We start from the raw sequence: 20284 nt of genomic DNA, 5'->3' as shown, positions 1-20284 counted from the left end.
AATTTATATACAGAAATGCCCTCTAACCAACCTTTTTAGCATGGACGCATTTTAGGTTTGGCAAGAAGGCATTTTAAGAAACCAATCGAGTTGAAAGCGGCTTACGAAATCGCTATCTTTTTTGGAGGCATTTTTTTTGCCTCTTCTTTTTTGTCCAATTTAAAGCTGAGAATACCATCGTTATACTTGGCCTTGATTTCTTCTTGCTTTACACTTTCAGGCAGTTGTAATGAACGTTCGAACGAGTTGTAACTAAATTCCCTGCGAGTATAGTTGTCATCTTTTTCTTCTTCCGAATGTTCTTTTTCGGCGGTAATATTAAGACAGCCATCTTCGATAGTTACTTCAAAATCTTTCTTGGCAAACCCGGGAGCGGCCAGCTCGATTTCGAAATTATTATCGTTTTCTTTAACGTTAAGAGCCGGTTCTGCCGTTTTACCGTTCCAAAAACGGCTAGGCAACATATCTCTTACCCAAGCACGATTATCAAAGAAATCGTCCATGTCGAAGAAATCTTGAGCAACCAGATTTCCAAAAGGTCTTCTTCTAAATTTTACGAGTGACATAACATTTATATTTAAAGGTTAAACATTTTTTATAGTCCGAAAGTACAGCCAACTACCTTGCGAGAAAATGATTTGCGTCAGTCCCGTACAATTTCTTTCCTATTATTTTTGGATACCTTTATAAATTGTTTGTCCGCTTTGTTACCAGTTCAGAAATTAATGTCAATTAAAGTCGAAAAAGTCTTTGCCCCGACCCTAAAGGGAGGACTTTTTCTAAGATTCAAGTCTCCAGACCGTTCGGGATTGCGCCCTTTAGGGCTGGGGAAACAATCCCGACCGTTCTGGAGACGGCATCCATTTTCGAATTTCCCATTAAGGCTAAAGAACCGTATGAGCAGTCGTTATAACCATAGAAATCTATCCACTACATGATAAATCCTGCCGATTTTGGAATTAAAGGACTATCCGATGAGGAGGTATTGCGTTCCCGAAAAACCCATGGGAAGAATACCCTTGATTATAAGAAGGAAAACAATTTTTTAGATGCCCTAAAAAGTATTGTCAAAGAGCCTATGGTTCTATTGTTGACCGTAGCGTCGAGCATTTATTTTATCAGCGGTAATCTCGGGGATGGTATCTTTTTGGCCGTAGCCATTGTTTTGGTAGCTTCCATTTCGTTCTATCAAGATGCCAGGAGTCGCAAGGCTTTGGAAAAATTAAAGAACCTTACCCAGCCCAATAGCAGGGTCATCCGAAACGGAGAAGTCGTGGAAATCCATAGCGATGAACTGGTCATCGGCGATAGCATGATGGTCGAGGAGGGTAACATCATCCCTGCCGATGGCACTATTGTACATTCCAATGATTTCTCGGTCAATGAATCATTGTTGACGGGGGAATCGCTCTCCGTTTTCAAGGATACCTCCAAATCGGACAATCGCATTTTTACCGGTACCACCATAGCCAGCGGATTGGCCATCGCTACCGTTACCGAAATCGGCAACGCGACAGAGTTGGGGAAAATCGGGAAAAGCCTCGAATCCATTCAGGAAGAAAAAACACCCTTGGAGCGACAGATAGCCAACTTTGTAAAAAATATGTCCATCTGGGGTGGAATCACCTTTTTGTTGGTCTGGGGCATCAACTATTTAAAATCGTATGATGTACTGGATAGTCTGCTCAAGGCACTAACGCTTGCGATGAGCATTTTACCCGAGGAAATTCCTGTGGCCTTTACCACTTTTATGGCCTTGGGCGCATGGCGTTTGATGAAACTGGGAATCGTGGTAAAGCAGATGAAGACCGTAGAAAGCCTTGGAAGTGCCACGGTAATCTGTGTGGACAAAACCGGAACCATTACCGAAAATAAAATGGCATTGGTCAAACTTTTTTTGCTGAAAACAGGAAAAATAAGTGCTGCCGAAAAGGAGTTGACCGATTCCGAAAAAGAATTGATCACCCTGGCCATGTGGGCAAGCGAACCCATACCCTTTGACCCGATGGAAACCGCTTTGCACGAGGCCTATAAAAATTTGACCTTGCTTGATGAAAGACCCAACTTCAATATGGTACATGAGTACCCCCTAGGCGGAAAACCTCCGATGATGACCCATCTTTTTCAAAATGGTTCTGGTCATCGCATCATCGCGGCCAAGGGCGCACCAGAGGCTTTTTTGGAAATCTCCGACTTGACGAACGTTGAAAAAACACAAATAAGAGAAACGATAGAAACCTTGGGAAAGGACGGATATCGGTTGCTCGGTGTGGGACAGGCCGTATTTGAAGGTACCCATTACCCAAAAAAACAGCAGGATTTCCAATTCCAATTTTTGGGGATTGTTGCTTTTTACGACCCCCCGAAAGAAAATATTCGCGAGGTACTTCAAGAGTTCGACAAAGCAGGAATCAATGTAAAATTGGTCACGGGTGATAATTCCGTTACGGCTGCTGCCATCGCCAAACAGGTTGAATTCATCGGATATGAAAAATGTATGTCCGGTAACGAACTGATGCAATTGGATGAAAGTGAACTACGCGAAAAAGTCAAGACCACCCAAGTCTTTACCCGCATGTTCCCCGACGCCAAGCTACGCATTATAAATGCCCTTAAGGCAAACGACGAAGTAGTAGCCATGATTGGCGATGGCGTAAACGATGGCCCAGCTCTGAAAGCCTCGCATTTCGGGATAGCCATGGGCAAAAAGGGAACGGAAATCGCCAAAGAGGCGGCTTCGTTGATCTTGGTCGACGATGACCTATCAAAGATGATAGATGCCATTGCCATGGGGAGAAAGATCCATACCAACCTTAAGAAGGCTATCCAGTATATCATCTCCATTCATATTCCCATTATTTTGACCGTTTTCATCCCCTTGGCATTGGGCTGGATGTATCCGACTATTTTTTCGCCCTCGCATGTAATCCTGTTGGAACTCATAATGGGGCCGACCTGCTCCATCATCTATGAAAACGAGCCTATGGAAAAGAATACCATGATGCAAAAGCCCAGACCTTTTACGACCAACTTTTTAATTTCAAGGAATTGACGACGAGTATCATTCAAGGCCTGGTCATCACCCTTGGGGCCCTTTCGGTCTATCAATACGCCGTGGCGCAAGGTTTTAATGAATCTGTTACGCGCACTATGGTCTTTATGGTGCTCATCTTTGCGAATATTTTCTTGACCTTGGTGAACCGCTCTTTTTACTACTCGATCTGGACGACCTTAAAATATAAAAATAGGCTCGTACCATTGATTATCGGTATCACTTTTGTCTTGGCCGCGTTGTTACTTTTTGTACCTCCGTTTACGGCATTTTTTGAGTTTGAAACTTTAACGCCTGGGCAATTGGGTGTTTCGTTTTTTGCTGGGGTGGTTTCTGTGCTTTGGTTTGAATTTGTGAAGTTGGGGAAACGGGTTAAGCTATAGTTCTTGATTTTTGGTTATTCTTTCTTTTTCAGTGTTATTCAGCTATAAAGTCTCATAAAACGTTCGTGGCCGTTTTATGAAACTAAACCAAGAGATTAGAGAAATTGCAACTTTAGAGAACGGGACTAAGGCTTTTCATAGGATAAGTTGTCGGCAACTGGATTTTCTCCGTTTCGAAATCTAGTTATGAGAGTTTTAATATTGTCAAACTATGGTAGCTTAACACTTTTCTTTTTTTATCCATTTAATTATTTCTGGATACAATTCACTCAAGATTTTATTAGGATTACTTAAATACCAGTCTAAAACAAATTCATTGAATTCTTTATACTTAATAAAACCTCGATTATCAACCATAAAGTTTGTTTCCACTTCATTTCTTTTTTCAAAAATGTCCTTTTCGAAATTATCGTAGAGATATAGTGTGAAAATAGCCCAAGTCATATATTCGTTAAACGTTGAATAACTGTTATTATAGCCCTGACTTCCATCGTTCCAGCAATCAAGTGGCGTTAACAGGTTTCCTACTTCAGGAAAACTATCGGTAATTGGATTTACATAATTATGATCGATTTCTGTAAAAATGACTCTTGCCAAAATAGCTTCTTTTTCTTGTGAAGTATATTGGTCAATAAATATAGGCGCATCAACAAACATTATTGTTTCTTTAAAAGACCCCTCTAAAAAACTCTTCGTGCTATGTGCACCACCTATTAATGGGGAGAAATATATTTTATAAGAATCATACTTTTGAGGGAATTTTTTTCTAGCCATTTCCACATTTTATTTATTGGAACGAGTTCATGATATGTGGTGATTAAAGAATTGTAATAATCTATATTCGATTCATAAAATTGTTTAAAATTTGACTTCTTAGCAAAGCTTTCTAACAGAGGAAGTAATTCATTTAGACTGTTGCCACTACCAAAGCTTAATCTATTATAGGGGCTATAGTTTACAATTTTACCGTTTTCGAATGAATACATACAGGCATTCATACGTATATTGTAATAGTAATCGTAAGTTTCTGAACCAAAAATTTCAGTAATATTTTCATTCAGCTTGTCAATTATCTTCAGATTTTTAAATTTACTAAAGTGATTCATCACTTCCTGATAATAGTCAGAATTCATAAAAACCATATTAGAATCTTTTTGCCCAATATCAGTTAAGGCAATACAAATATTTACCAATTCATGTACTTTAGGAGCGAGAACCTGATATTTGCCTTTATATTTATTAATATACGCTGAAGTATAATCTACTGACTTAGGTTGTCCGATAGCAATGGACTGAATAGTGTCTATCTCCCTAATTATGAAGTTAAGTTTTATACTGTCATTTGGTAATAAATTTAGGGTAATGGTATCTTTATCAGTTATAAAACCAATTTTACTACCATCTTTTGCATAGGGAAAGGATAAGTTATCGTTTGATATTTTCCAGGGAAAAGGTTGTTCATTATATATAACCGTTATTTCTTGGGTATTTGTTTTTACAGTTATTATTGGATCCTTTATTTTCTTCCCGGAATGGCAAGCATTTAAAATCAAGGCCAAAACAAATAATCCTAGAACATCTTTTTTCATACGTTACAGTTTCTAGGAAGACAATTAATAAGGCAAAATGTTAAAGTTGAAATTTGGTTGTTTAGTTTGTTCCCAACGGTTTGGCTAAACTGCGTTTAAGCGTATGCAACATGCAGTTTAGGTTTTGTTGTGTTTAGTTTTTTCTTCTAATAACTCATTTAGCTTTTTTGCCTTACCAGCCATGTAAGAATCGGTCAACCATATACCAAGATTCTTTTTTTAAATGAATAATGAGATTAGCTTTTTTACAAGTCTCTGCATCTGGAAAATATGGAGCTCCATTAAATATCCATGTAATAATTCTTAACCATTTGGCAAGTGTTGGAAACCAAATCTTATTTAATTCAATGGATTGTACATCATTATATGAGTAAAGACCGGAATTTTGTTCTATTTGTGCATCAATTAATGTAAATCCATTATCAAGAAGCTGGAATTCAATTTTTGGTTTTTTTCTTAAAATAATATTTTTACTCATAATAGTTTTTTTATTTCTGGTTACTTCTTACAAGTTACTCATAAAAATAGGCGAAACAAGCCGGTAAAATCAGAAATTTTCAAGATATCATTACCATTAGTGGAATCAAGAATCCATCAGACTGCAATAATTCAATTCCTTTCCTGATCATCTATAACTATTTGTAGATTGTATCTTACATTCTGACTAACGTCAATTTTAGGTGCTGATATTCAATGTTTTATCAAAACCCAGATCTTCAGGTTTCAGGTCAAATTTATCGATTTGTTTTTTGATTCTTTTGGCCAGTCCCATTTTTCTTTTTTGATCAAGGAAGAGATATGGTCTTGGCGGGTGGTAGACCAACTTTTTGGTGACCATGTTCCATATGATCACGGCGAGTTTTCTTGCCGTGGCGCTCACGGCGGAATGCCTTCCCCTTCTGAAGGCCACTCTTTTGAAGAAGTCCGAGAGGTGGGTGTCCTTCAGGTTGCCTATTGCATTGGCCGCCTGTCTGAGGGCTATTTTCAGTCTGTTGCTGCCCTTTGGCACCCTGTTGCTGAGTATTTTTCCTCCCGATATCTTGTTGTTAGGGGCAAGCCTTGGCCAAGAGGTGAAGTGTTTTGCCGTCCTGAACTTTTTGAACCCTTCGGGCCCGATCTCGCTCATTATGCTCAGGATGGACGCATGTGATAGTCCTTCTATGGCAAATAGGTCCACCCCGTCGAAATATCGGAACGCGAGCTGGTTCATGTCCTTTATGTCCGGTGCGTTCTTGTTGGTTCGCTTATGTGGTTTTTCGATGGTCTTGAGTTTTTTCCTTTCGGGCCGTTCTTTGATGCACCGTTTGATGGTCCTGCCGATTTCTTGGTCGCAGGCCTTTATCTTTCTTTGGCAGAACCTATGGTTATCCAATTCCTGTTGGAGCCCGAAGAGATAATCTTGGCGGTTGTTGCCCTGCAAAGCCCTTGCGATCCCCTCCTTGGGTTTCCGGCAGTTGTAGTGGCGGTGTTCCGCTAGGCTGTCCGGGTCAAGGTTGCCCTTGCAGATGTCCTCTATGATCTTCATCCCGGTAAGCCCGCATACGTCCTTTACGACCACGTCCAATCTAAAGTTGAGCAATTTTAGGAACTTCTGCATCTTGTGGGTGGCCGAGGATGCCAGCTCTATCCAGTTGCCCCTTTGCCTGCAATAGGTGCGCAGTTGTTCGGTCACGAGGTCAGGCAGGAAACTTCCCGTAAGCAGGCCCAGGGTGTGCAGTTTCTGGATCCATCGGCAGTCCTTGACGTCGGTCTTTTTTCCCTTCGCGTTCTTGGTGAACTTGCCATTGGCCAGTACCACCTGGAAACCGAAGCCGATGAGTTCGGTGTAGAGGTTCTGCCAGTAGTCCCCGGTGGATTCCATCGCCACTGTGGTCACATCGCATTCCATCAGCCATTGGCAGAGTGCGGTAAGGTCCTCGGCGTAGACGCCGAACTCCTTTACGTCGTCGAGTTCCTGGCCTACGGCCACGTAATGGGAGCGACTGCCCACATCGATGCCGGCAGCATTGAAATTGACCACGTCCATTCCCAGTTTCATTTTTCTTTCCATTGTAAAAATTTTTAAGGATTGATAAAAAATGACCCAAGGAAATGTAACTTTGAACTTGAGAATTATTCTGAACGGGGTCATGAAACGGCCACCACTGAAATTATCAACAAGCCCTTGAATTCGTAGTTCAGGGGCTTTTACATTTCGACCAGAATTACGCCCGGGCTATGATGCACCAGTTTAAAAATCGGACTTGGCAAGGGTCGGTTTAAAGTTCGGGGATCGTGGTCGTTAACTAAAGAAAATAATAGAGTTTCTTTATGTGGGGAATTACATACAACGGTTTGTGCATGAAACCTAGCGTGCAAAAAGACGCTGACCTTTCGGATTGACACAGAGCGGAATTTTTAAATTTTCTTTTTATCTTAAATTACTCAAAAAGCCAAATTTGAAAATTTGGCGGACTTCGCAAATAAGAACAAACCTCTCGAAAAGCCTTTATTAGCAATGTTTTATACACGTCTTTGTTGTAAAACGTTTTTATTCAGTTATGTTTATTTTCACTCCGTTTAATTCCATTCCGTTTTCCAATTCCGTTTTCTTTATTTCATAATATGGATCCCACTTTTCCAAAATCAGTTCACTCTTATTTGTCCAACCAGTTATTTTAAATCCATCAGGAATCAAACCTTTTTCAAGGTCATTTTCATTTTCGGCATTTTCTATAACAGACCAAAATACTCTTGAATATCCAAAACCGCCATTGTCAAATTGATATTCATAATATTTATATTTCTCATTCGGCGAAATTGAGTCAGAAATAAGAACTAAATCAGATCCTTTCAGAGAATGCTCCGAATGAAATGCCTCCGCAACTTTATCAAAATCCGAGTTGATTTTTATTCCGATTCCGATTATCCCAATTAGAATTACTCCGATTATAATAAATATCCACTTTTTCAATTAGTTAGAGGGTTCTTCAAAATGTTTTACAACAAGGGAATATGGTAATCAACTAATATAGGGATATATAGTCAATGATTATATTCAATTTACGACCTATTGATTACGATTTTTAAAGTCAATAAAACGGCCGTTTTAAAGCACTAAAATAAAGAACTATTTATCCAATTCTAGTCCAGTCCCATTTCCAGTCCTTTTTAATAGTCTCATAAAATAAGCTTTTAAGAAACTTGATTAAAGCCGTATCATATCCAATAAAGAAAACGATTTTACCTACTACAACTTCTCGCCAAATGCCAAATCGCCCGCATCGCCAATACCCGGAATAATATAACCTTTATTGGTAAGTTCAGGGTCGATAGCAGCAATCCATAAATGGGTGTTTTCGGGAAACACTTTTTTGATATGTGAAATACCGGTCTGCGATCCGATGACCGAAATAATATGAATCTGTTTAGGCGAACCATGTTCTTTTAATGCATTCAATACATTTTCCAAAGTTTTACCGGTCGCTAACATAGGATCGGTCAGCACCAAAGTTTTACCCTCCAAAGCGGGAGCTGCAAAATATTTTACGATTACCTCAAAGGCACCTTCATCGCCACGATGATGGCGATAGGCGGAAATAAAGGCGTTTTCGGCACCGTCAAAATAATTCAACATGCCCTGATGCAGCGGAAGTCCGGCACGTAAAACGGAACAGAGTACCAACTTGTCTTTAGGCAACGCCATTTCTTTGGCACCAAAAGGTGTTTGTATTACTTTGTCCTGATAATTCAAGGATTTACTCATTTCGTAGCTCAAGATTTCGCCGATACGTTCGATATTCCGTCGAAACCGCATGGCATCCTTTTGAATGTCGGTATCCCTGATTTCAGCTACAAATTGATTTAAGAGCGAATTTCCTTCGCCAAAGTGATGGACAGTCATTAGTTTTCCGTTTTGTCCGAAGATACTGTTTTCAATAAAATGAACTCGCTGATATTCGTACTGTCTATCGCTCCGACCAATTCTTCGTTCAGTGTTACGGGAAAAAAGTTTGTTTTCTCTTTTGCAAGAAGTTCCAACACTTTTGTGATTTCCGTTGCCATATCCACCGTTTTAAAATTGCTATGCATAATCCCGCGGATCAATATAGAAGGCTTGGCGGCATTTTTAATGATATCCTTTTGGTAGAGTATCCCAACAATTTTGTTGTCTTCCGTGACCACAAAATCCTTCTCCGAACCCGCCAACAAGGTGTCAATGGCCTTTTGTACGGTATCTCCCGGATGGAGCCGTGTGATATATTGTAACATGGCCTCCTTTGCCGTATGGCCTTCCAGCAATGAGCTTTGTTTGACCATTTGATTCTCGCCATAGGCCCCAAAAAAGATGAACAGAGCGATCAATATCAAAAACGGATTGAAAAGAAGTCCGATCACAAAAAATAGAACAGCCAGGGCCTGACCTATGCCGGCCGCAATTTTAGTGGCCTCTACCCTACCCAACCTAAAGGCCAATAATGCCCTGAGCACGCGGCCGCCATCCATCGGAAAAGCGGGAATAAGATTGAAGGCCACCAGCATCACATTGGCAATAAAAAGATAGAACAGAAAATTCTGAAAGGTAACTTCATAGAGCATTTCTTCCAAGACAATAGCATCAAAATTGAAATAGCTACGAACGGGAACCACCAGTGCCAAAATAAAGGCAATGACCACGTTGACCGCAGGTCCAGCCAAGGCCACCAATAATTCCTGTGCGGGCTTATCGGGCATTTTATCCAACGTGGCGACCCCGCCGATGGGCAATAGCATGATTTTTTGGGTCTTGATATTAAACCTTTTTGCGGTTAGAGCATGGCCCAATTCGTGGAGTACAACACAGAGAAACAAGACCACGATTAAGGCCTCATTGAGCAGTATCCGATTAAGGTTTGCACCCTGTTGTATTTCCAGAAAAGCGACCCATATCAGCAAAAGGGTAAACGTCCAATGGACTTCGATCTTGATTCCAGCAACACTTCCCAATTTTAAGACACCTTTCATTTTCAAATTAATTTTGAACGAAGGTATTCGTGTAGTGCTTTTTTGGCAATGACATTCGTCATAGGTGGAGCTGTGGGTTCCTATTATATTTGAATCAAGTTGTATAAAGGAATTCAAACGATGAACAAAATAATCACGCTTACCATCAATCCGGCCATTGACAAGAGCACTGCGGTGGCAGGCATAAAACCACATAGCAAATTAAGATGCGACGTACCCATTTATGAAGCCGGGGGCGGAGGCATCAATGTGTCACGGGTTTTTAATGAACTGGGCGGAAAATCACTATGCATGTATTTGGCGGGAGGGCCTACCGGAACCCATTTAAAAAATTTGCTGGTCGATCTGGATATTCTACAACAGATTATTCCCATTCAAGGTTGGGTACGCGAAAACCTTGCTGTAACGGACACCATGAACAACCAGCAGTACCGATTCGGGATGCCAGGCCCCTTGGTCGCCGAAAGCGAATGGCAAAATGCCCTCGGAAAGTTGGAGGCTATTTTGTTGGATGGCGATCTATTGGTGGCCAGTGGCAGTCTTTGCCCAGGGATGCCCATCGATTTTTACGCCAAAGTTTCCGCTATTACAAAGAAAAAAATGTCAAGTTCATTTTAGATACCTCAGGGGAAGCTTTGCTCAAAGGCGCACAGGCGGGAGTCTTTCTTTTGAAGCCGAATCTAGGCGAACTTGCAACACTTTGCAACGTGAAAACCATTTCCTTTTCAGAGTTGGAATCCGCGGCCAAAACCTTTTTGAAAAACAATCCTTGTGAAATTATGGTGGTCTCCTTGGTGCTCAGGGTGCCATAATGATCACTAAGGACAATGTGGAATATATTGCGGCCCCCATCGTCTATCAAAAAAGTACAATCGGTGCCGGTGACAGTATGGTCGCAGGAATGGCCTTCTCCTTGGCGGAGGGAAAATCGATTTTCGAAATGGCCAAATATGGAGTTGCCTGTGGCACTGCGGCGACGATGACAGAAGGCACACAACTCTGCAAAAAGAAGGATGTAGATGAACTCTACAAATGGATCATTTTAAATTCTGTTTCCTCCAAAAAGATAAAAATAGATGCCTAAAAACTTGAAATATTTTCAAGAACCTCAAAAACTAAAAAAATGGACTACTACTTTTCAACATATCTAAAAGACCTGACTTTTGATGAAGCCGTAAGACGAACGACCGAAACCTTAAAGCAAGAAGGTTTTGGGGTATTGACCGAAATCGACATGAAAGCTACCCTAAAGAAAAAATTGGACGTAGACTTTCATAACTACAAAATCTTGGGAGCCTGCAATCCAACCTTGGCCTATAAGGCACTTCAGAGCGAAGATAAAATCGGCACTATGCTTCCTTGTAATGTTATTGTTCGGGAAAGGGAATCGGGCACTATCGAAATTGCTGCCGTAGATCCGGCGGCATCCATGCAGGCCGTGAAAAACGATAGCTTGATTACCATTGCCGAAACGGTTCGAGATAAACTTAAAAAAGTGATTCAACAGCTGGCGGATCCTTACATTAATTCTTAACACCATACAGCTGCTTGGAAAGCACTATCTAAAAAAAGGGCAGATTTAACCAAAACCTACCCAATTTTCAGGATTAAAATTTTAAATATTTAAGAGACTGTTTTGAAATATGTGATTAGAATTGTGATAGATCATTTTTGATGTCATTTTAGGCAAAATTTTATAGCATAGCCATGGCTACGGTCTAAAATTTTGACGAAGAATGGCGCAAAAAGGGGCATAACAAAATAATCGACATATTTCAAAACAGTCTCTAAGCCATTTCTTTTTCTTTCTCGCCTCGATTTTTGGCAAGTTTTTCAATCAAATCAGGAACTTTTTCAAAAGCGGCAGCGAGTCCATGGGTTTTACCGGCAGCCAGAAACGAAATTTCTTCAGCCCGGGTCACCAAAAAGCCAATGGGTTCTATGCCAACGCCAGCGGCGGCACCACCGCCTTCGCCCTTGCCTTTTTTATTCGATTGACCGCCTTCACCACCACCGCCACCAGAGCCAAAGCCCATGCCGACTTTGATAACGGGCACGCATTTGAATTCCCCCAAATCGAACTGTTCACCTACAACGGTTTCTGTCTTTGCTTCCGACTTTATAAAGTCGGTTACTTTTCCTAATAATTCTTCAAAATGTACTTCCATGATAAATTGTTTTAAAAGTTAATAAATGATCTTATAATATGAATTGGTCTGTTCTGAATATGCAGCACCAATTGATTCCTTCCTTGAAAATTGATATTGAAACCACCTACGCGATAGTTTAAAAAGGCAAAAACGGGATATAATTTTGCATTCGAAATACAATTACCCGTATCAACATTCAATAGAAATTGCTTTATTCTAAATGATTTCAAAAGCCTCAGTCCTGTTCTAAAACCCATTCTTCTTTTTCTGCTTTTCAACTGTGCTTTTTTTGCTTTTTATTTTCGGAATTGGATTTTCTAAGCGGATAAAGGCTAAAATTCAAAAAGAACACTTTTAGTCGAATACATATCAGTTCTTCTTTATCGCCTTGTATACTTGCCTTTGCCAAACCCAGTAATTGTATGTAGTACTGGTTTGTAGTCGTGTCGATATAGAGAATGATCGGCACCAGAAGCAAATAGATGACCGCAAGAAAAAAGAGGATAAAAAAAACGATCCAAAACACAATTTTGATTTTCAACAAAGGAACTTGAAATAGCAGTTTGAGACAATGATCCAGGTCATATTGATGAATTTTGGTTAGAGATTCCAGTTTAGTTGAATGGTAATGGACTTAAGCAAAAAACTTACTAGTTTTAGGCCATTGTTTTAACCTTTTCTGCTTTGTTCCCCTGCTTAATTATCGTAACTTTAAAAGAACCGCGCTTAAACTCAATAGAAAGTAAATGACTTCCTATTTACGTTTAAAATATTGAACCCCGACAGTTCGATCGGCTTCAAATGACCAATTTATTTCAACATTTCTCCTTGATCTTAGAGAATAGATCACAACAACCCATAAAGAATTATCAAATGAACCCTATACTATTGTTCAGTATCATTATCGGCGTACTCCTACTGGCTGGATTACGCGTCATTTTCGAATATAAAAGAGCCTTAAAATTCCGTTTTGGAAAATATATTACAACATTGCAACCGGGTCTTAGATGGATTATTCCGTTTGTAGAGACCATTCAAGTCGTAGATATACGCGTAATTACTATCAATGTAGTATCACAGGAGGTCATGACCGAGGATAATGTGCCCTGTAGCATAGACGGAGTGGTCTTTTTTAAAATTAGTGATCCTGAAAAAGCAGTTTTAGAAGTGGAAGAATTCACATTTGCAATTACACAACTTTCCCAAGCCGCATTACGCGATGTATGTGGAAAAGTAGAACTGGACACCATTTTGTCAAAACGAGAGGAAATGGGTAAAAACATAAAAGCTATTGTAGAAAATGAAACGAATCACTGGGGCATCGAAATTATAGATGTCAAAATAAAGGATATTCAATTGCCTGAAAACATGCGTAGGATGATGGCCAACCAAGCGGAGGCCGAACGCTCAAGAAGGGCCAGAATAATTTTAGCGGAAGCTGAGAATCAGGCTGCGGGAAAATTGCTTGAAGCGGGTCTACAAATCGATAAATCGCCATCGGCCATTAAATTACGTTTGTATCAGACCTTATCGAATATCGCTGCGGAAAAGAATTCCACGATTCTATTTCCGTTTCCAGAAGAGGTCTTACCACGGGCTCCAAAAAAGGAGAGTTAACCGATTTTATGGCGTATGTCTCAATTTATAGTCCCGCTTTGTGCTGGGTAAATGGGTCACGACAATAATCAAAACACCAAGCATAGAATATACAAAGTGAAGGATATCCCAACCTTTTATGAAATAAAGCTGCATGTTGATCCATAGTATTAATAATAGTCCTAGATAATAGGAGAAAGTCCATGACCAATGTTGGTCTTTGAAGAGATTCAATCGATTCGCAAATTCGAAATTCGGTTTTTTTAGGAGGCCGTAAACGATAAGTACCGGAAAAATTCCGAGTATAAAAAACAAGAAAAAGCCGGGAATGAGAAAATCGGAAAAAGGGAAGGTTCCAACATGTTCAATGGCACGCCAAGCATTGCACCGGTGGGATCTAATATCATCATCAAACCCGCAGGTATTGCGCTAATCATTTGAAAACAAACCAGACTAATAAGAAGATAGGTCGAGACAGATTTTTTCATTTCACTTTCCAATAATCTTCGGCCTCCTTTTCCATTTTTTCCAAACGGGTATAATAGTCCGGAAACTCCTTTAAATGTGCCCAAGCAATTTTACCTGTTACTATTTTGTCGTCATTGGTCACATTCGTTTCAGGGTAGCGGGTACCATGTTCAAATTCAACATTCATACCCACAGTAAATTCATCTAGATTTACTTCTTCCCATGAAATTCCGAGTTGATCTCCGATGGCTTGTGCCACTTGTTTATTTACATTCATAATTATACAGTACATTAATTTAAAATTCCATATTTTAATATAATTGCCATTTGCCCTGCATGATGGTTGGTATGCGATATGATTCTTCCAAATGCCTCAGCTTTGGTCTTGGTACCGAATTCTTTGGTCGTGATCGTTGTTTCCCAATCGGCATCCGTTTGTTGTTCAACAATCGATTTTAAGGTTTGGAAAGAATGGTTTACATATTCCTTTAATTCAGCCAAATCTGTCCATTCGCCGGTATCTTTTTGGGCGATTACGGTTTTGGCGATGACCTTTATTTCCTTGCCTCCAAATACATTTTTTGCGAATAGCAATTCCACATCGCCAATATGTCGGATTAAAAATCCCACACTATTCGCCGCTGGTGGCAACTTCTTTTTTAGGTCTTCTTCTTTAAGGATAGGTAATTGATTTGAAAACCGCGTTCGGGCTTCCTGCCATAGGTCTAACAATAAACACGTTTTGGTCTTCATTTTCTATAATTTACCATTTGATTGAACTGACAAGTAATCAATAAAAAAATTGAGACGAAATGATATAGGTCATGGTCTATTACCCAGCAGGATTATAAATTAGAGTTTTGAAGCCATTGAACATGAACAAAAATCATAAAAATGAAATGAATACCCCGGAAAGAAATATTTGTCAACAGTGCGAGATACCCATGCACCATCTTGCCAATTTTGGATCTAATAAAGATGGCACGATAAATACGGAATATTGTCGCTCTTGTTATTCACGGGGCGTATTTGTGGATAGGGGCATTTCCTTAGAAGAAAAAATCGAGTTGAAAATCGAGTGCGATTAAAAATAATAGTTCCAGACGCAAGGCTCCCCATATAATATGCCAAAAGAGGTAATAGACCAACCTAAGTACGTACATACTTAAGAAGCCATACTTCTTAAAAATGAAAAGCTGGGTTATATTAAATAAAAAAAGGTTGATCCAAACCGCCCCCGTGGCCCAAATCGGGTAATTATCCATAAAAATGATCTGATATGTAGGTTCAAAGAGTGCCACAATTAGAATGCAGGGCAAAACAAGTTTACCACAATCGGACTTCCTAAAAACAGAAGTTGCTACAATCAATAGTAAAGTGAGGGGAAGCACATGAAAAATAATTTCCACCAAAAAAGCGATTACCGGATAAAACAGCAGCGATTCCGGAAACGGGATATTCATATCAGCAGGGTAAACGATATTAATATCAATCAGAATGGCTACCGATGCGAATAACAGGGTCAGCCCCGTATAGGGAAGCACTTTTTTAAGTGGGTACTTTTTATGAATTGTAAACCATTCTTTGGATAATAAAAACGACAAGCTCAAAAAACCCAAAACACCACTTAGAGAGATAGCTAATAAGGGATTAACCTCCCCTAAGAATCGTTGAAAAAACGAACTGTTTGAATAGGATAGCAAACCAACTCCGCCAAGCACTAATACAATTACGATTGCAAGGGCCTTGAACTGGTTCTTATGGGTAGTAACTAGAGTTTTAAACAGTGTCATTTTTTATTTTCAATGAAGAAGGAATCCAATTTATCCAAAAAGCGTTCGTCCCGCATTCCCGATCTATTGAACATGATTACACTGCCCATTCCAATCTCGGTGTAAATTCTAACCTCACAGTAATAACCACCGCCCCCGCCTGCATGTGTAAAATAAGGTTCTTGGTTTAACATTCCTGTAAACCATGAACAGCACATACCTGTGGCTTTGTCGTCGTTTGTACGCTTTTCGGTAAACAACATTTTTTTGAATTCGGCTGAAAGTAGTGCGCAATTGGGCTTTAACAGCTCTTGAAGGTATTTGACAAAGGCATCTGGGGTGCCCATTAAGCCCCCATAGGAACTGCCATTCACATAATTTTTCCGAAATGGCTTCCATTTGCCCTCCGCTTTTGCCATGAACTTCGATTTGTCTATGAAAAACCCCAACAGCAAATTCATAAAACTTAGCCTCTTTTGATACCCTTTGGCCAGTTTAGTCCCTTCATGGATTTCAAAGTCCAATTTGGCAGGAGGTATGTCAATGGGTTTTAAGATATGATTTCGGATATAGTTTTCATAGGTTTGTCCTGAAATTTTTTCAATAAGCTGCCCCAGTAAAACATACCCTAGATTTGAGTAGTTGAATTTTTCGTTGGGTTTGGATTTAGTCTTATTGTGTTTGATGAAGATGCTATCAAAAAAGAGTTTGTTATCAAAAGAAGTGTGTTCCTCTTCGAGATGTATCCATGACAATGGATTGGGATTGGGGATCCCTGCGGTATGGTTTAAGAGGTTGCGAACCGATATCTCTGCGCCATAAGTAAACTTAGGAAGGTATTTTTTTATCGATTCATCAAGGTTGATTTTTTTGTTTTCGGCCAGCTGCAGTACCGCCAAGGCCGTAAATGTTTTTGTCACTGAAAAAGCAGCATAGCTAGTTTGGTCGGAAACCTGTTCTTTATTTTTTATATCAGCAAGACCCCCTTTAAATCTATGGATTACCCGTTCGGCATCAAAAAAGATATAGTGCACAGAGGGCGTTTTATTCCCTTTGATAAGAGAAATAAGAATGTTATCCGCGTTCATTTTATAAAGATATTTTGATTTTTATATAAGTACCAGATGCCCCAAAAACCGTATAGCGATATCAATGGTAAGATGATGGAAAAAGAGACATATTTGTCAGCATCTAATGCCATATCATTTCTACCAAAATAAATCGCAGAAAGGTTTACCACGGGCCAATAGGTCGAGATTGCCAAACTCGACATCATGGCATAAAAACCCCATTTTTTTCTTCTTAGCAATCCAATGATTCCCATTATTAATAGTGGGATGTAAACCAGGGTATCTCCCAAAGCAAATGCTTTTAACCAAGCTATTCCAACGGCAGTTACTTCATCAATCGATTCTTGTAAACCAAGGGATACGATGAAGTCATAATTTATCAGTGAAAATGCCTGGCCGACCAACAAGAAAAGTGTCAGCACTATGCTTAGGATAACAAGTATCGATAATTTGAGGTCTCCTCTTCGTCCCATTGTTTTTATTTTAAGATTGATTTTCTTTTATGTACCCCCCCTAGTATTGGATTGGATCAATCAAGCTGTGTTTCGTTTGCGTGATCAAGAATATCTTTTTTTGAACGACGCCTTATTCTCCAGATGATTATTACCCCCAAAATACCTATTACCGACATTACCGCTGCAAAGTAGACTAACTCCCAGTTCCAATGTAGCGCTTCTTTCCCAGGTCTAATATCAAAATCCACCCATGGCCCTGCACGACCGATTACAAAAATGAGTACGCGGAAGGCATGCAATATGGTTATCGCGGCCCCAAGGCGCAAAGGAATGTGGTCTTCGCTTTGGTCATTTCTAATGAACCATTTTACCGAGCTTACCATGCATGCCAAAGCGATCAATAATTCTAGCAGCAATAAGGCCGATGCCCACCATGTAAGTGTCTCCAAAGCCCCTTGAGATAACATTATGATCGTTCGAGTCAATAAAACACCTGCTCCTACGAATAAGAGGGCCGCGTAAATCCTTTGTTTGAACATAATGTTATTCTCATTTTTTCAATTTCTAATTTCAGCTAGCCTAAAAATTCTTTATCTGTTGTATTGAAGATATTTATTAGTGCTAGGATGGCAAATGATTATAGTCATTCATTATAATTAGTTCTGGTACACTTACTATTTGGTATCCAATTGTGCTGAAACATTTCATAGCGGTAAAAAGGTCAAAAAAGAGTTTACCGAACTGATTTTCATCATATTATAATTGATTTTTCGATAGTATTTTCGACCTGTCATTAAATATCATAGGAAAGTTTGTCCCATTCTTTCCAGTTCTCCCAACATACATCATCTAGATTCAAACCGGTAACCTACCGAGCCATTGAATTTGTACTAAATAAACAACTATGAAATATAACACGATTATCATCGGAGGAGGTTTAGCCGGATTGACGGCAGGAGCGACACTATCAAAATTCGGAAAGAAAGTACTCTTATTGGAGCAACACCATAAGCCGGGTGGTTGTGCAACCACCTTTAAACGAGGTGATTTCATCATTGAAGTCGGCCTACATGAGATGAGCGGCATAGCGGAGAATGGTGCGATTCCACAGATATTCGAAATGCTCGATGTCGATCAAGAGGTCGATCTACTGAAAGTACCTGAATTCTATGCAGCCTATTCAGATCGAGGAAAATTTGTGTTCCCACATGGCTTTGATGCAGCCACCAAGGCGCTGATCGACAAATACCCAGAGGATGAAAAAGGCATCAAGCGCTTCATGAAGTTGCTTGCAGGAATTCGAAAGGAAGGGTTGAAGCAACCGCGTTCGGCATGGGTGAAGAAGCTCATTTATCCCTTGATGCCGCTGCTATATCCCAATCTTGTAGAAGCAGATCGACATACGGTCGGGTCCTGGTTGGACAAGTACATTAGCAACGAGAATATCAAAGTGGATCTGGTAGCACACCTTGCGTATTGGGGTGATGATCCGTATACCCTATCGATGTTTTACTACGGCCTACCGTTCTCTGGATTCATTGAGAATGGAGGTCATTTCATCAAAGGGGGGTCTCAAAAACTTTCTGACCACCTCGCAGCCTACATCGAAAAGCATGGCGGCACTGTGCTATTGGGAAAAAAGGCCGAGAAGATCGTCACGGAGAATGGGCAAGTGACGGGAGTAACCTTCCGAGATAATTTTAATGAAGACACGGATCCGGTCACTATCTCTTGTGATAATGTGGTCGCTAATTGCGCCATTCCTGTGGTACCGGCTTTACTTGATGAGCCCTATGCTGGAATGCTCAAAGAAAAGATTGGTGATAAGACCAATTCTTGCTCGATATTGTGCATGTACTTTGGTTTCAAGACGGATGTAGAAAAATTTGGAGTGAAGCATTACTCGAATGTCATCGAGGGTGAGGACGTGAGATCCTTGAAGGATGTCAAGCCCAACCATCAGGGCGATTGGTCGAAACGCAGGTTCATTTTTGTCGACTATGCGAAAGTCGATGCCCAATTGGCACCACCTGACAAATCAGAAGGGGTGATCTGTACGGTCGACTATATCGAGGATTGGGAAGACTTGAACGAAACAGACTACAAGGCGAAGAAGGAAGAAGTGGCCCAGATACTGCTACAACGATTGGAGAAGCAGTTTCCGGGGATCAGGGAGAGCATTGAGTACTACGAGGTTTCTACATCAAAAACGATTCAACGATACACCTCGAATCCCAGCGGATCGGTCTATGGTTATGCCCAAATTAAAGGTCAAACAGGGAACAAGCGATTCAGAAATAATTTCTTGATTCCCAATTTGTACTTCGCATCGGCATGGGCCTTTCCTGGTGGAGGATTCGAAGGAAGCATCACGGGAGGCTTCTTAGCTGCTTTGCAGATGAATAAAGACAAGATATGGTCAGCAGTCGATGATGAGCATTTCGTTGACAAGCGAATCGTCACTCTGCTGGAGCATAAGCCGATCGATGATCATACGCTGGAATTGAGTTTTGAAAAACCAGCCGATTCTCAACCCCAGAAAGGGAAGTATGCATGTCTCAACCTCTTGAATTCGAAAGTGGCCGAGTTGGATTTACCTTATCGCTGGCTTCCCGTTTCATCGACTGCTGATGACGATCACCTAAAATTTCAGATCGAATTGGATGGCAGCAGCTTTTCTAAAAGTTGTGAGGGTATCGATATCGGTGATGAGGCCATAATATTTGGACCCATGAATTAATTCAGAACAAATAAAAAAGCACGAAA

General features: G+C 40.2%; 26 protein-coding genes. 9 read left to right on the top strand and 17 right to left on the bottom strand.

Features of this window, described 5'->3' with window-relative positions; all coding sequences use genetic code 11:
- Positions 1-101: 101 nt before the first annotated feature.
- Positions 102-566, bottom strand: a complete 465-nt coding sequence (locus tag N8A86_RS12560) for an Hsp20/alpha crystallin family protein (protein WP_273565709.1) — start codon at positions 564-566, stop codon at positions 102-104.
- A gap of 368 nt (positions 567-934) precedes the next feature.
- Between N8A86_RS12560 and N8A86_RS12555 the strand changes: the two genes are divergently transcribed.
- Together N8A86_RS12555 and N8A86_RS21590 are read left to right on the top strand one after the other, a co-directional pair.
- Entirely contained in the window at positions 935-3052 is a 2118-nt protein-coding gene (locus tag N8A86_RS12555) for a cation-translocating P-type ATPase (RefSeq protein WP_337251597.1), read from the top strand.
- A complete protein-coding gene (locus N8A86_RS21590) occupies positions 3049-3435 on the top strand; it encodes a cation transporting ATPase C-terminal domain-containing protein (protein WP_337251596.1) in 387 nt (128 codons plus the stop codon). The genes N8A86_RS12555 and N8A86_RS21590 overlap by 4 nt, the downstream gene beginning before the upstream one ends.
- Positions 3436-3654: 219 nt before the next feature.
- Here the strand turns inward: N8A86_RS21590 and N8A86_RS12550 are convergent, their stop codons facing one another.
- The 7 genes from N8A86_RS12550 to N8A86_RS12520 all read right to left on the bottom strand — a co-directional run bounded on the left by N8A86_RS12550 (position 3655) and on the right by N8A86_RS12520 (position 10007).
- Positions 3655-4209 carry a hypothetical protein gene (locus N8A86_RS12550; protein ID WP_273565708.1) on the bottom strand — a complete coding sequence of 185 codons (555 nt, stop codon included), beginning with the start codon at positions 4207-4209 and terminating at the stop codon, positions 3655-3657.
- Positions 4149-5024: a DUF4932 domain-containing protein gene (locus N8A86_RS12545; protein ID WP_273565707.1), complete on the bottom strand. Its 876-nt coding sequence runs from the start codon at positions 5022-5024 to the stop codon at positions 4149-4151. The genes N8A86_RS12550 and N8A86_RS12545 overlap by 61 nt, the downstream gene beginning before the upstream one ends.
- Before the next feature lie 172 nt (positions 5025-5196).
- Positions 5197-5502 (bottom strand): hypothetical protein, encoded by a 306-nt coding sequence (locus tag N8A86_RS12540; protein WP_273565706.1) that lies wholly within the window; start codon positions 5500-5502, stop codon positions 5197-5199.
- A 198-nt stretch (positions 5503-5700) separates the two neighbouring features.
- Positions 5701-7074 carry an IS110 family RNA-guided transposase gene (locus N8A86_RS12535; RefSeq protein ID WP_273565705.1) on the bottom strand — a complete coding sequence of 458 codons (1374 nt, stop codon included), beginning with the start codon at positions 7072-7074 and terminating at the stop codon, positions 5701-5703.
- Between the two features lie 480 nt (positions 7075-7554).
- Positions 7555-7977 (bottom strand): hypothetical protein, encoded by a 423-nt coding sequence (locus tag N8A86_RS12530; RefSeq protein ID WP_273565704.1) that lies wholly within the window; start codon positions 7975-7977, stop codon positions 7555-7557.
- 276 nt (positions 7978-8253) lie between these two features.
- On the bottom strand, positions 8254-8907 hold the full coding sequence (gene upp, locus N8A86_RS12525; protein ID WP_273565703.1) for a uracil phosphoribosyltransferase: 654 nt from the start codon (positions 8905-8907) through the stop codon (positions 8254-8256).
- A complete protein-coding gene (locus N8A86_RS12520) occupies positions 8907-10007 on the bottom strand; it encodes a site-2 protease family protein (RefSeq protein WP_273565702.1) in 1101 nt (366 codons plus the stop codon). The genes upp and N8A86_RS12520 overlap by 1 nt, the downstream gene beginning before the upstream one ends.
- Before the next feature lie 120 nt (positions 10008-10127).
- On the opposite strand from N8A86_RS12520, the gene N8A86_RS12515 reads away from it, so the two are divergent.
- From N8A86_RS12515 to N8A86_RS12500, 4 genes are read left to right on the top strand one after another with little or no spacing between them, the layout of a single operon-like run.
- Positions 10128-10625, top strand: a complete 498-nt coding sequence (locus tag N8A86_RS12515) for a 1-phosphofructokinase family hexose kinase (RefSeq protein ID WP_273565701.1) — start codon at positions 10128-10130, stop codon at positions 10623-10625.
- A 17-nt stretch (positions 10626-10642) separates the two neighbouring features.
- A complete protein-coding gene (locus N8A86_RS12510; RefSeq protein WP_273565700.1) occupies positions 10643-10819 on the top strand; it encodes a hypothetical protein in 177 nt (58 codons plus the stop codon).
- The gene (locus tag N8A86_RS12505) at positions 10819-11091 is read left to right on the top strand and encodes a PfkB family carbohydrate kinase (protein WP_273565699.1); all 273 of its coding nucleotides are present in this window, start codon (positions 10819-10821) and stop codon (positions 11089-11091) included. The genes N8A86_RS12510 and N8A86_RS12505 overlap by 1 nt, the downstream gene beginning before the upstream one ends.
- Positions 11092-11130: 39 nt before the next feature.
- Entirely contained in the window at positions 11131-11541 is a 411-nt protein-coding gene (locus N8A86_RS12500; protein ID WP_273565698.1) for a DUF302 domain-containing protein, read from the top strand.
- A 253-nt stretch (positions 11542-11794) separates the two neighbouring features.
- Here N8A86_RS12500 and N8A86_RS12495 read toward each other — a convergent pair whose 3' ends face one another.
- From N8A86_RS12495 to N8A86_RS12485, 3 genes are read right to left on the bottom strand one after another with little or no spacing between them, the layout of a single operon-like run.
- Entirely contained in the window at positions 11795-12175 is a 381-nt protein-coding gene (locus N8A86_RS12495) for a GerW family sporulation protein (RefSeq protein WP_273565697.1), read from the bottom strand.
- 11 nt (positions 12176-12186) lie between these two features.
- A complete protein-coding gene (locus tag N8A86_RS12490; RefSeq protein ID WP_273565696.1) occupies positions 12187-12435 on the bottom strand; it encodes a hypothetical protein in 249 nt (82 codons plus the stop codon).
- Positions 12432-12698, bottom strand: a complete 267-nt coding sequence (locus tag N8A86_RS12485; protein ID WP_273565695.1) for a hypothetical protein — start codon at positions 12696-12698, stop codon at positions 12432-12434. Before N8A86_RS12485 ends, N8A86_RS12490 begins: the two co-directional genes overlap by 4 nt.
- Positions 12699-13030: 332 nt before the next feature.
- Between N8A86_RS12485 and N8A86_RS12480 the strand changes: the two genes are divergently transcribed.
- Positions 13031-13774, top strand: a complete 744-nt coding sequence (locus tag N8A86_RS12480) for a slipin family protein (RefSeq protein WP_273565694.1) — start codon at positions 13031-13033, stop codon at positions 13772-13774.
- 463 nt (positions 13775-14237) lie between these two features.
- Here N8A86_RS12480 and N8A86_RS12475 read toward each other — a convergent pair whose 3' ends face one another.
- Together N8A86_RS12475 and N8A86_RS12470 are read right to left on the bottom strand one after the other, a co-directional pair.
- Positions 14238-14498 (bottom strand): DUF5661 family protein, encoded by a 261-nt coding sequence (locus N8A86_RS12475; protein ID WP_273565693.1) that lies wholly within the window; start codon positions 14496-14498, stop codon positions 14238-14240.
- Positions 14499-14512: 14 nt separating this feature from the next.
- Positions 14513-14974: a DinB family protein gene (locus N8A86_RS12470; RefSeq protein ID WP_273565692.1), complete on the bottom strand. Its 462-nt coding sequence runs from the start codon at positions 14972-14974 to the stop codon at positions 14513-14515.
- Between the two features lie 122 nt (positions 14975-15096).
- Here N8A86_RS12470 and N8A86_RS22035 point away from each other — a divergent pair, with 122 nt between their 5' ends.
- Positions 15097-15309 (top strand): zinc ribbon domain-containing protein, encoded by a 213-nt coding sequence (locus N8A86_RS22035; RefSeq protein ID WP_430682160.1) that lies wholly within the window; start codon positions 15097-15099, stop codon positions 15307-15309.
- Here N8A86_RS22035 and N8A86_RS12465 read toward each other — a convergent pair.
- From N8A86_RS12465 to N8A86_RS12450, 4 genes are read right to left on the bottom strand one after another with little or no spacing between them, the layout of a single operon-like run.
- Positions 15271-16014, bottom strand: a complete 744-nt coding sequence (locus tag N8A86_RS12465) for a hypothetical protein (protein WP_273565691.1) — start codon at positions 16012-16014, stop codon at positions 15271-15273. The genes N8A86_RS22035 and N8A86_RS12465 overlap by 39 nt on opposite strands.
- Positions 16011-17081, bottom strand: coding sequence for a serine hydrolase domain-containing protein (locus N8A86_RS12460; protein ID WP_273565690.1), 1071 nt, complete (start codon positions 17079-17081; stop codon positions 16011-16013). The genes N8A86_RS12465 and N8A86_RS12460 overlap by 4 nt, the downstream gene beginning before the upstream one ends.
- Positions 17078-17536 (bottom strand): hypothetical protein, encoded by a 459-nt coding sequence (locus N8A86_RS12455; RefSeq protein WP_273565689.1) that lies wholly within the window; start codon positions 17534-17536, stop codon positions 17078-17080. The genes N8A86_RS12460 and N8A86_RS12455 overlap by 4 nt, the downstream gene beginning before the upstream one ends.
- A gap of 56 nt (positions 17537-17592) precedes the next feature.
- Complete coding sequence (locus tag N8A86_RS12450) at positions 17593-18057, bottom strand: hypothetical protein (protein WP_273565688.1); 465 nt, start codon at positions 18055-18057, stop codon at positions 17593-17595.
- 365 nt (positions 18058-18422) lie between these two features.
- Here N8A86_RS12450 and N8A86_RS12445 point away from each other — a divergent pair, with 365 nt between their 5' ends.
- Positions 18423-20258 carry a phytoene desaturase family protein gene (locus N8A86_RS12445; protein ID WP_273565687.1) on the top strand — a complete coding sequence of 612 codons (1836 nt, stop codon included), beginning with the start codon at positions 18423-18425 and terminating at the stop codon, positions 20256-20258.
- The last annotated feature ends 26 nt before the right edge of the window (positions 20259-20284 follow it).

Source organism: Maribacter halichondriae (assembly GCF_027474825.1).
Taxonomy (GTDB): domain Bacteria; phylum Bacteroidota; class Bacteroidia; order Flavobacteriales; family Flavobacteriaceae; genus Meishania; species Meishania halichondriae.
This window is presented reverse-complemented; position numbering and strand designations above follow the sequence as displayed.

What these genes read in the sequence shown, in the direction of transcription:
- N8A86_RS12560 (WP_273565709.1), bottom strand. Translation starts at nt 566, where the DNA reads ATGTCACTCGTAAAATTTAGAAGAAGACCTTTTGGAAATCTGGTTGCT.
- N8A86_RS12555 (WP_337251597.1), top strand. Translation starts at nt 935, where the DNA reads ATGATAAATCCTGCCGATTTTGGAATTAAAGGACTATCCGATGAGGAG.
- N8A86_RS12550 (WP_273565708.1), bottom strand. Translation starts at nt 4,209, where the DNA reads ATGGCTAGAAAAAAATTCCCTCAAAAGTATGATTCTTATAAAATATAT.
- N8A86_RS12545 (WP_273565707.1), bottom strand. Translation starts at nt 5,024, where the DNA reads ATGAAAAAAGATGTTCTAGGATTATTTGTTTTGGCCTTGATTTTAAAT.
- N8A86_RS12540 (WP_273565706.1), bottom strand. Translation starts at nt 5,502, where the DNA reads ATGAGTAAAAATATTATTTTAAGAAAAAAACCAAAAATTGAATTCCAG.
- N8A86_RS12535 (WP_273565705.1), bottom strand. Translation starts at nt 7,074, where the DNA reads ATGGAAAGAAAAATGAAACTGGGAATGGACGTGGTCAATTTCAATGCT.
- upp (WP_273565703.1), bottom strand. Translation starts at nt 8,907, where the DNA reads ATGACTGTCCATCACTTTGGCGAAGGAAATTCGCTCTTAAATCAATTT.
- N8A86_RS12520 (WP_273565702.1), bottom strand. Translation starts at nt 10,007, where the DNA reads ATGAAAGGTGTCTTAAAATTGGGAAGTGTTGCTGGAATCAAGATCGAA.
- N8A86_RS12515 (WP_273565701.1), top strand. Translation starts at nt 10,128, where the DNA reads ATGAACAAAATAATCACGCTTACCATCAATCCGGCCATTGACAAGAGC.
- N8A86_RS12505 (WP_273565699.1), top strand. Translation starts at nt 10,819, where the DNA reads ATGATCACTAAGGACAATGTGGAATATATTGCGGCCCCCATCGTCTAT.
- N8A86_RS12500 (WP_273565698.1), top strand. Translation starts at nt 11,131, where the DNA reads ATGGACTACTACTTTTCAACATATCTAAAAGACCTGACTTTTGATGAA.
- N8A86_RS12495 (WP_273565697.1), bottom strand. Translation starts at nt 12,175, where the DNA reads ATGGAAGTACATTTTGAAGAATTATTAGGAAAAGTAACCGACTTTATA.
- N8A86_RS12480 (WP_273565694.1), top strand. Translation starts at nt 13,031, where the DNA reads ATGAACCCTATACTATTGTTCAGTATCATTATCGGCGTACTCCTACTG.
- N8A86_RS12475 (WP_273565693.1), bottom strand. Translation starts at nt 14,498, where the DNA reads ATGAATGTAAATAAACAAGTGGCACAAGCCATCGGAGATCAACTCGGA.
- N8A86_RS12470 (WP_273565692.1), bottom strand. Translation starts at nt 14,974, where the DNA reads ATGAAGACCAAAACGTGTTTATTGTTAGACCTATGGCAGGAAGCCCGA.
- N8A86_RS22035 (WP_430682160.1), top strand. Translation starts at nt 15,097, where the DNA reads ATGAACAAAAATCATAAAAATGAAATGAATACCCCGGAAAGAAATATT.
- N8A86_RS12465 (WP_273565691.1), bottom strand. Translation starts at nt 16,014, where the DNA reads ATGACACTGTTTAAAACTCTAGTTACTACCCATAAGAACCAGTTCAAG.
- N8A86_RS12460 (WP_273565690.1), bottom strand. Translation starts at nt 17,081, where the DNA reads ATGAACGCGGATAACATTCTTATTTCTCTTATCAAAGGGAATAAAACG.
- N8A86_RS12455 (WP_273565689.1), bottom strand. Translation starts at nt 17,536, where the DNA reads ATGGGACGAAGAGGAGACCTCAAATTATCGATACTTGTTATCCTAAGC.
- N8A86_RS12450 (WP_273565688.1), bottom strand. Translation starts at nt 18,057, where the DNA reads ATGTTCAAACAAAGGATTTACGCGGCCCTCTTATTCGTAGGAGCAGGT.
- N8A86_RS12445 (WP_273565687.1), top strand. Translation starts at nt 18,423, where the DNA reads ATGAAATATAACACGATTATCATCGGAGGAGGTTTAGCCGGATTGACG.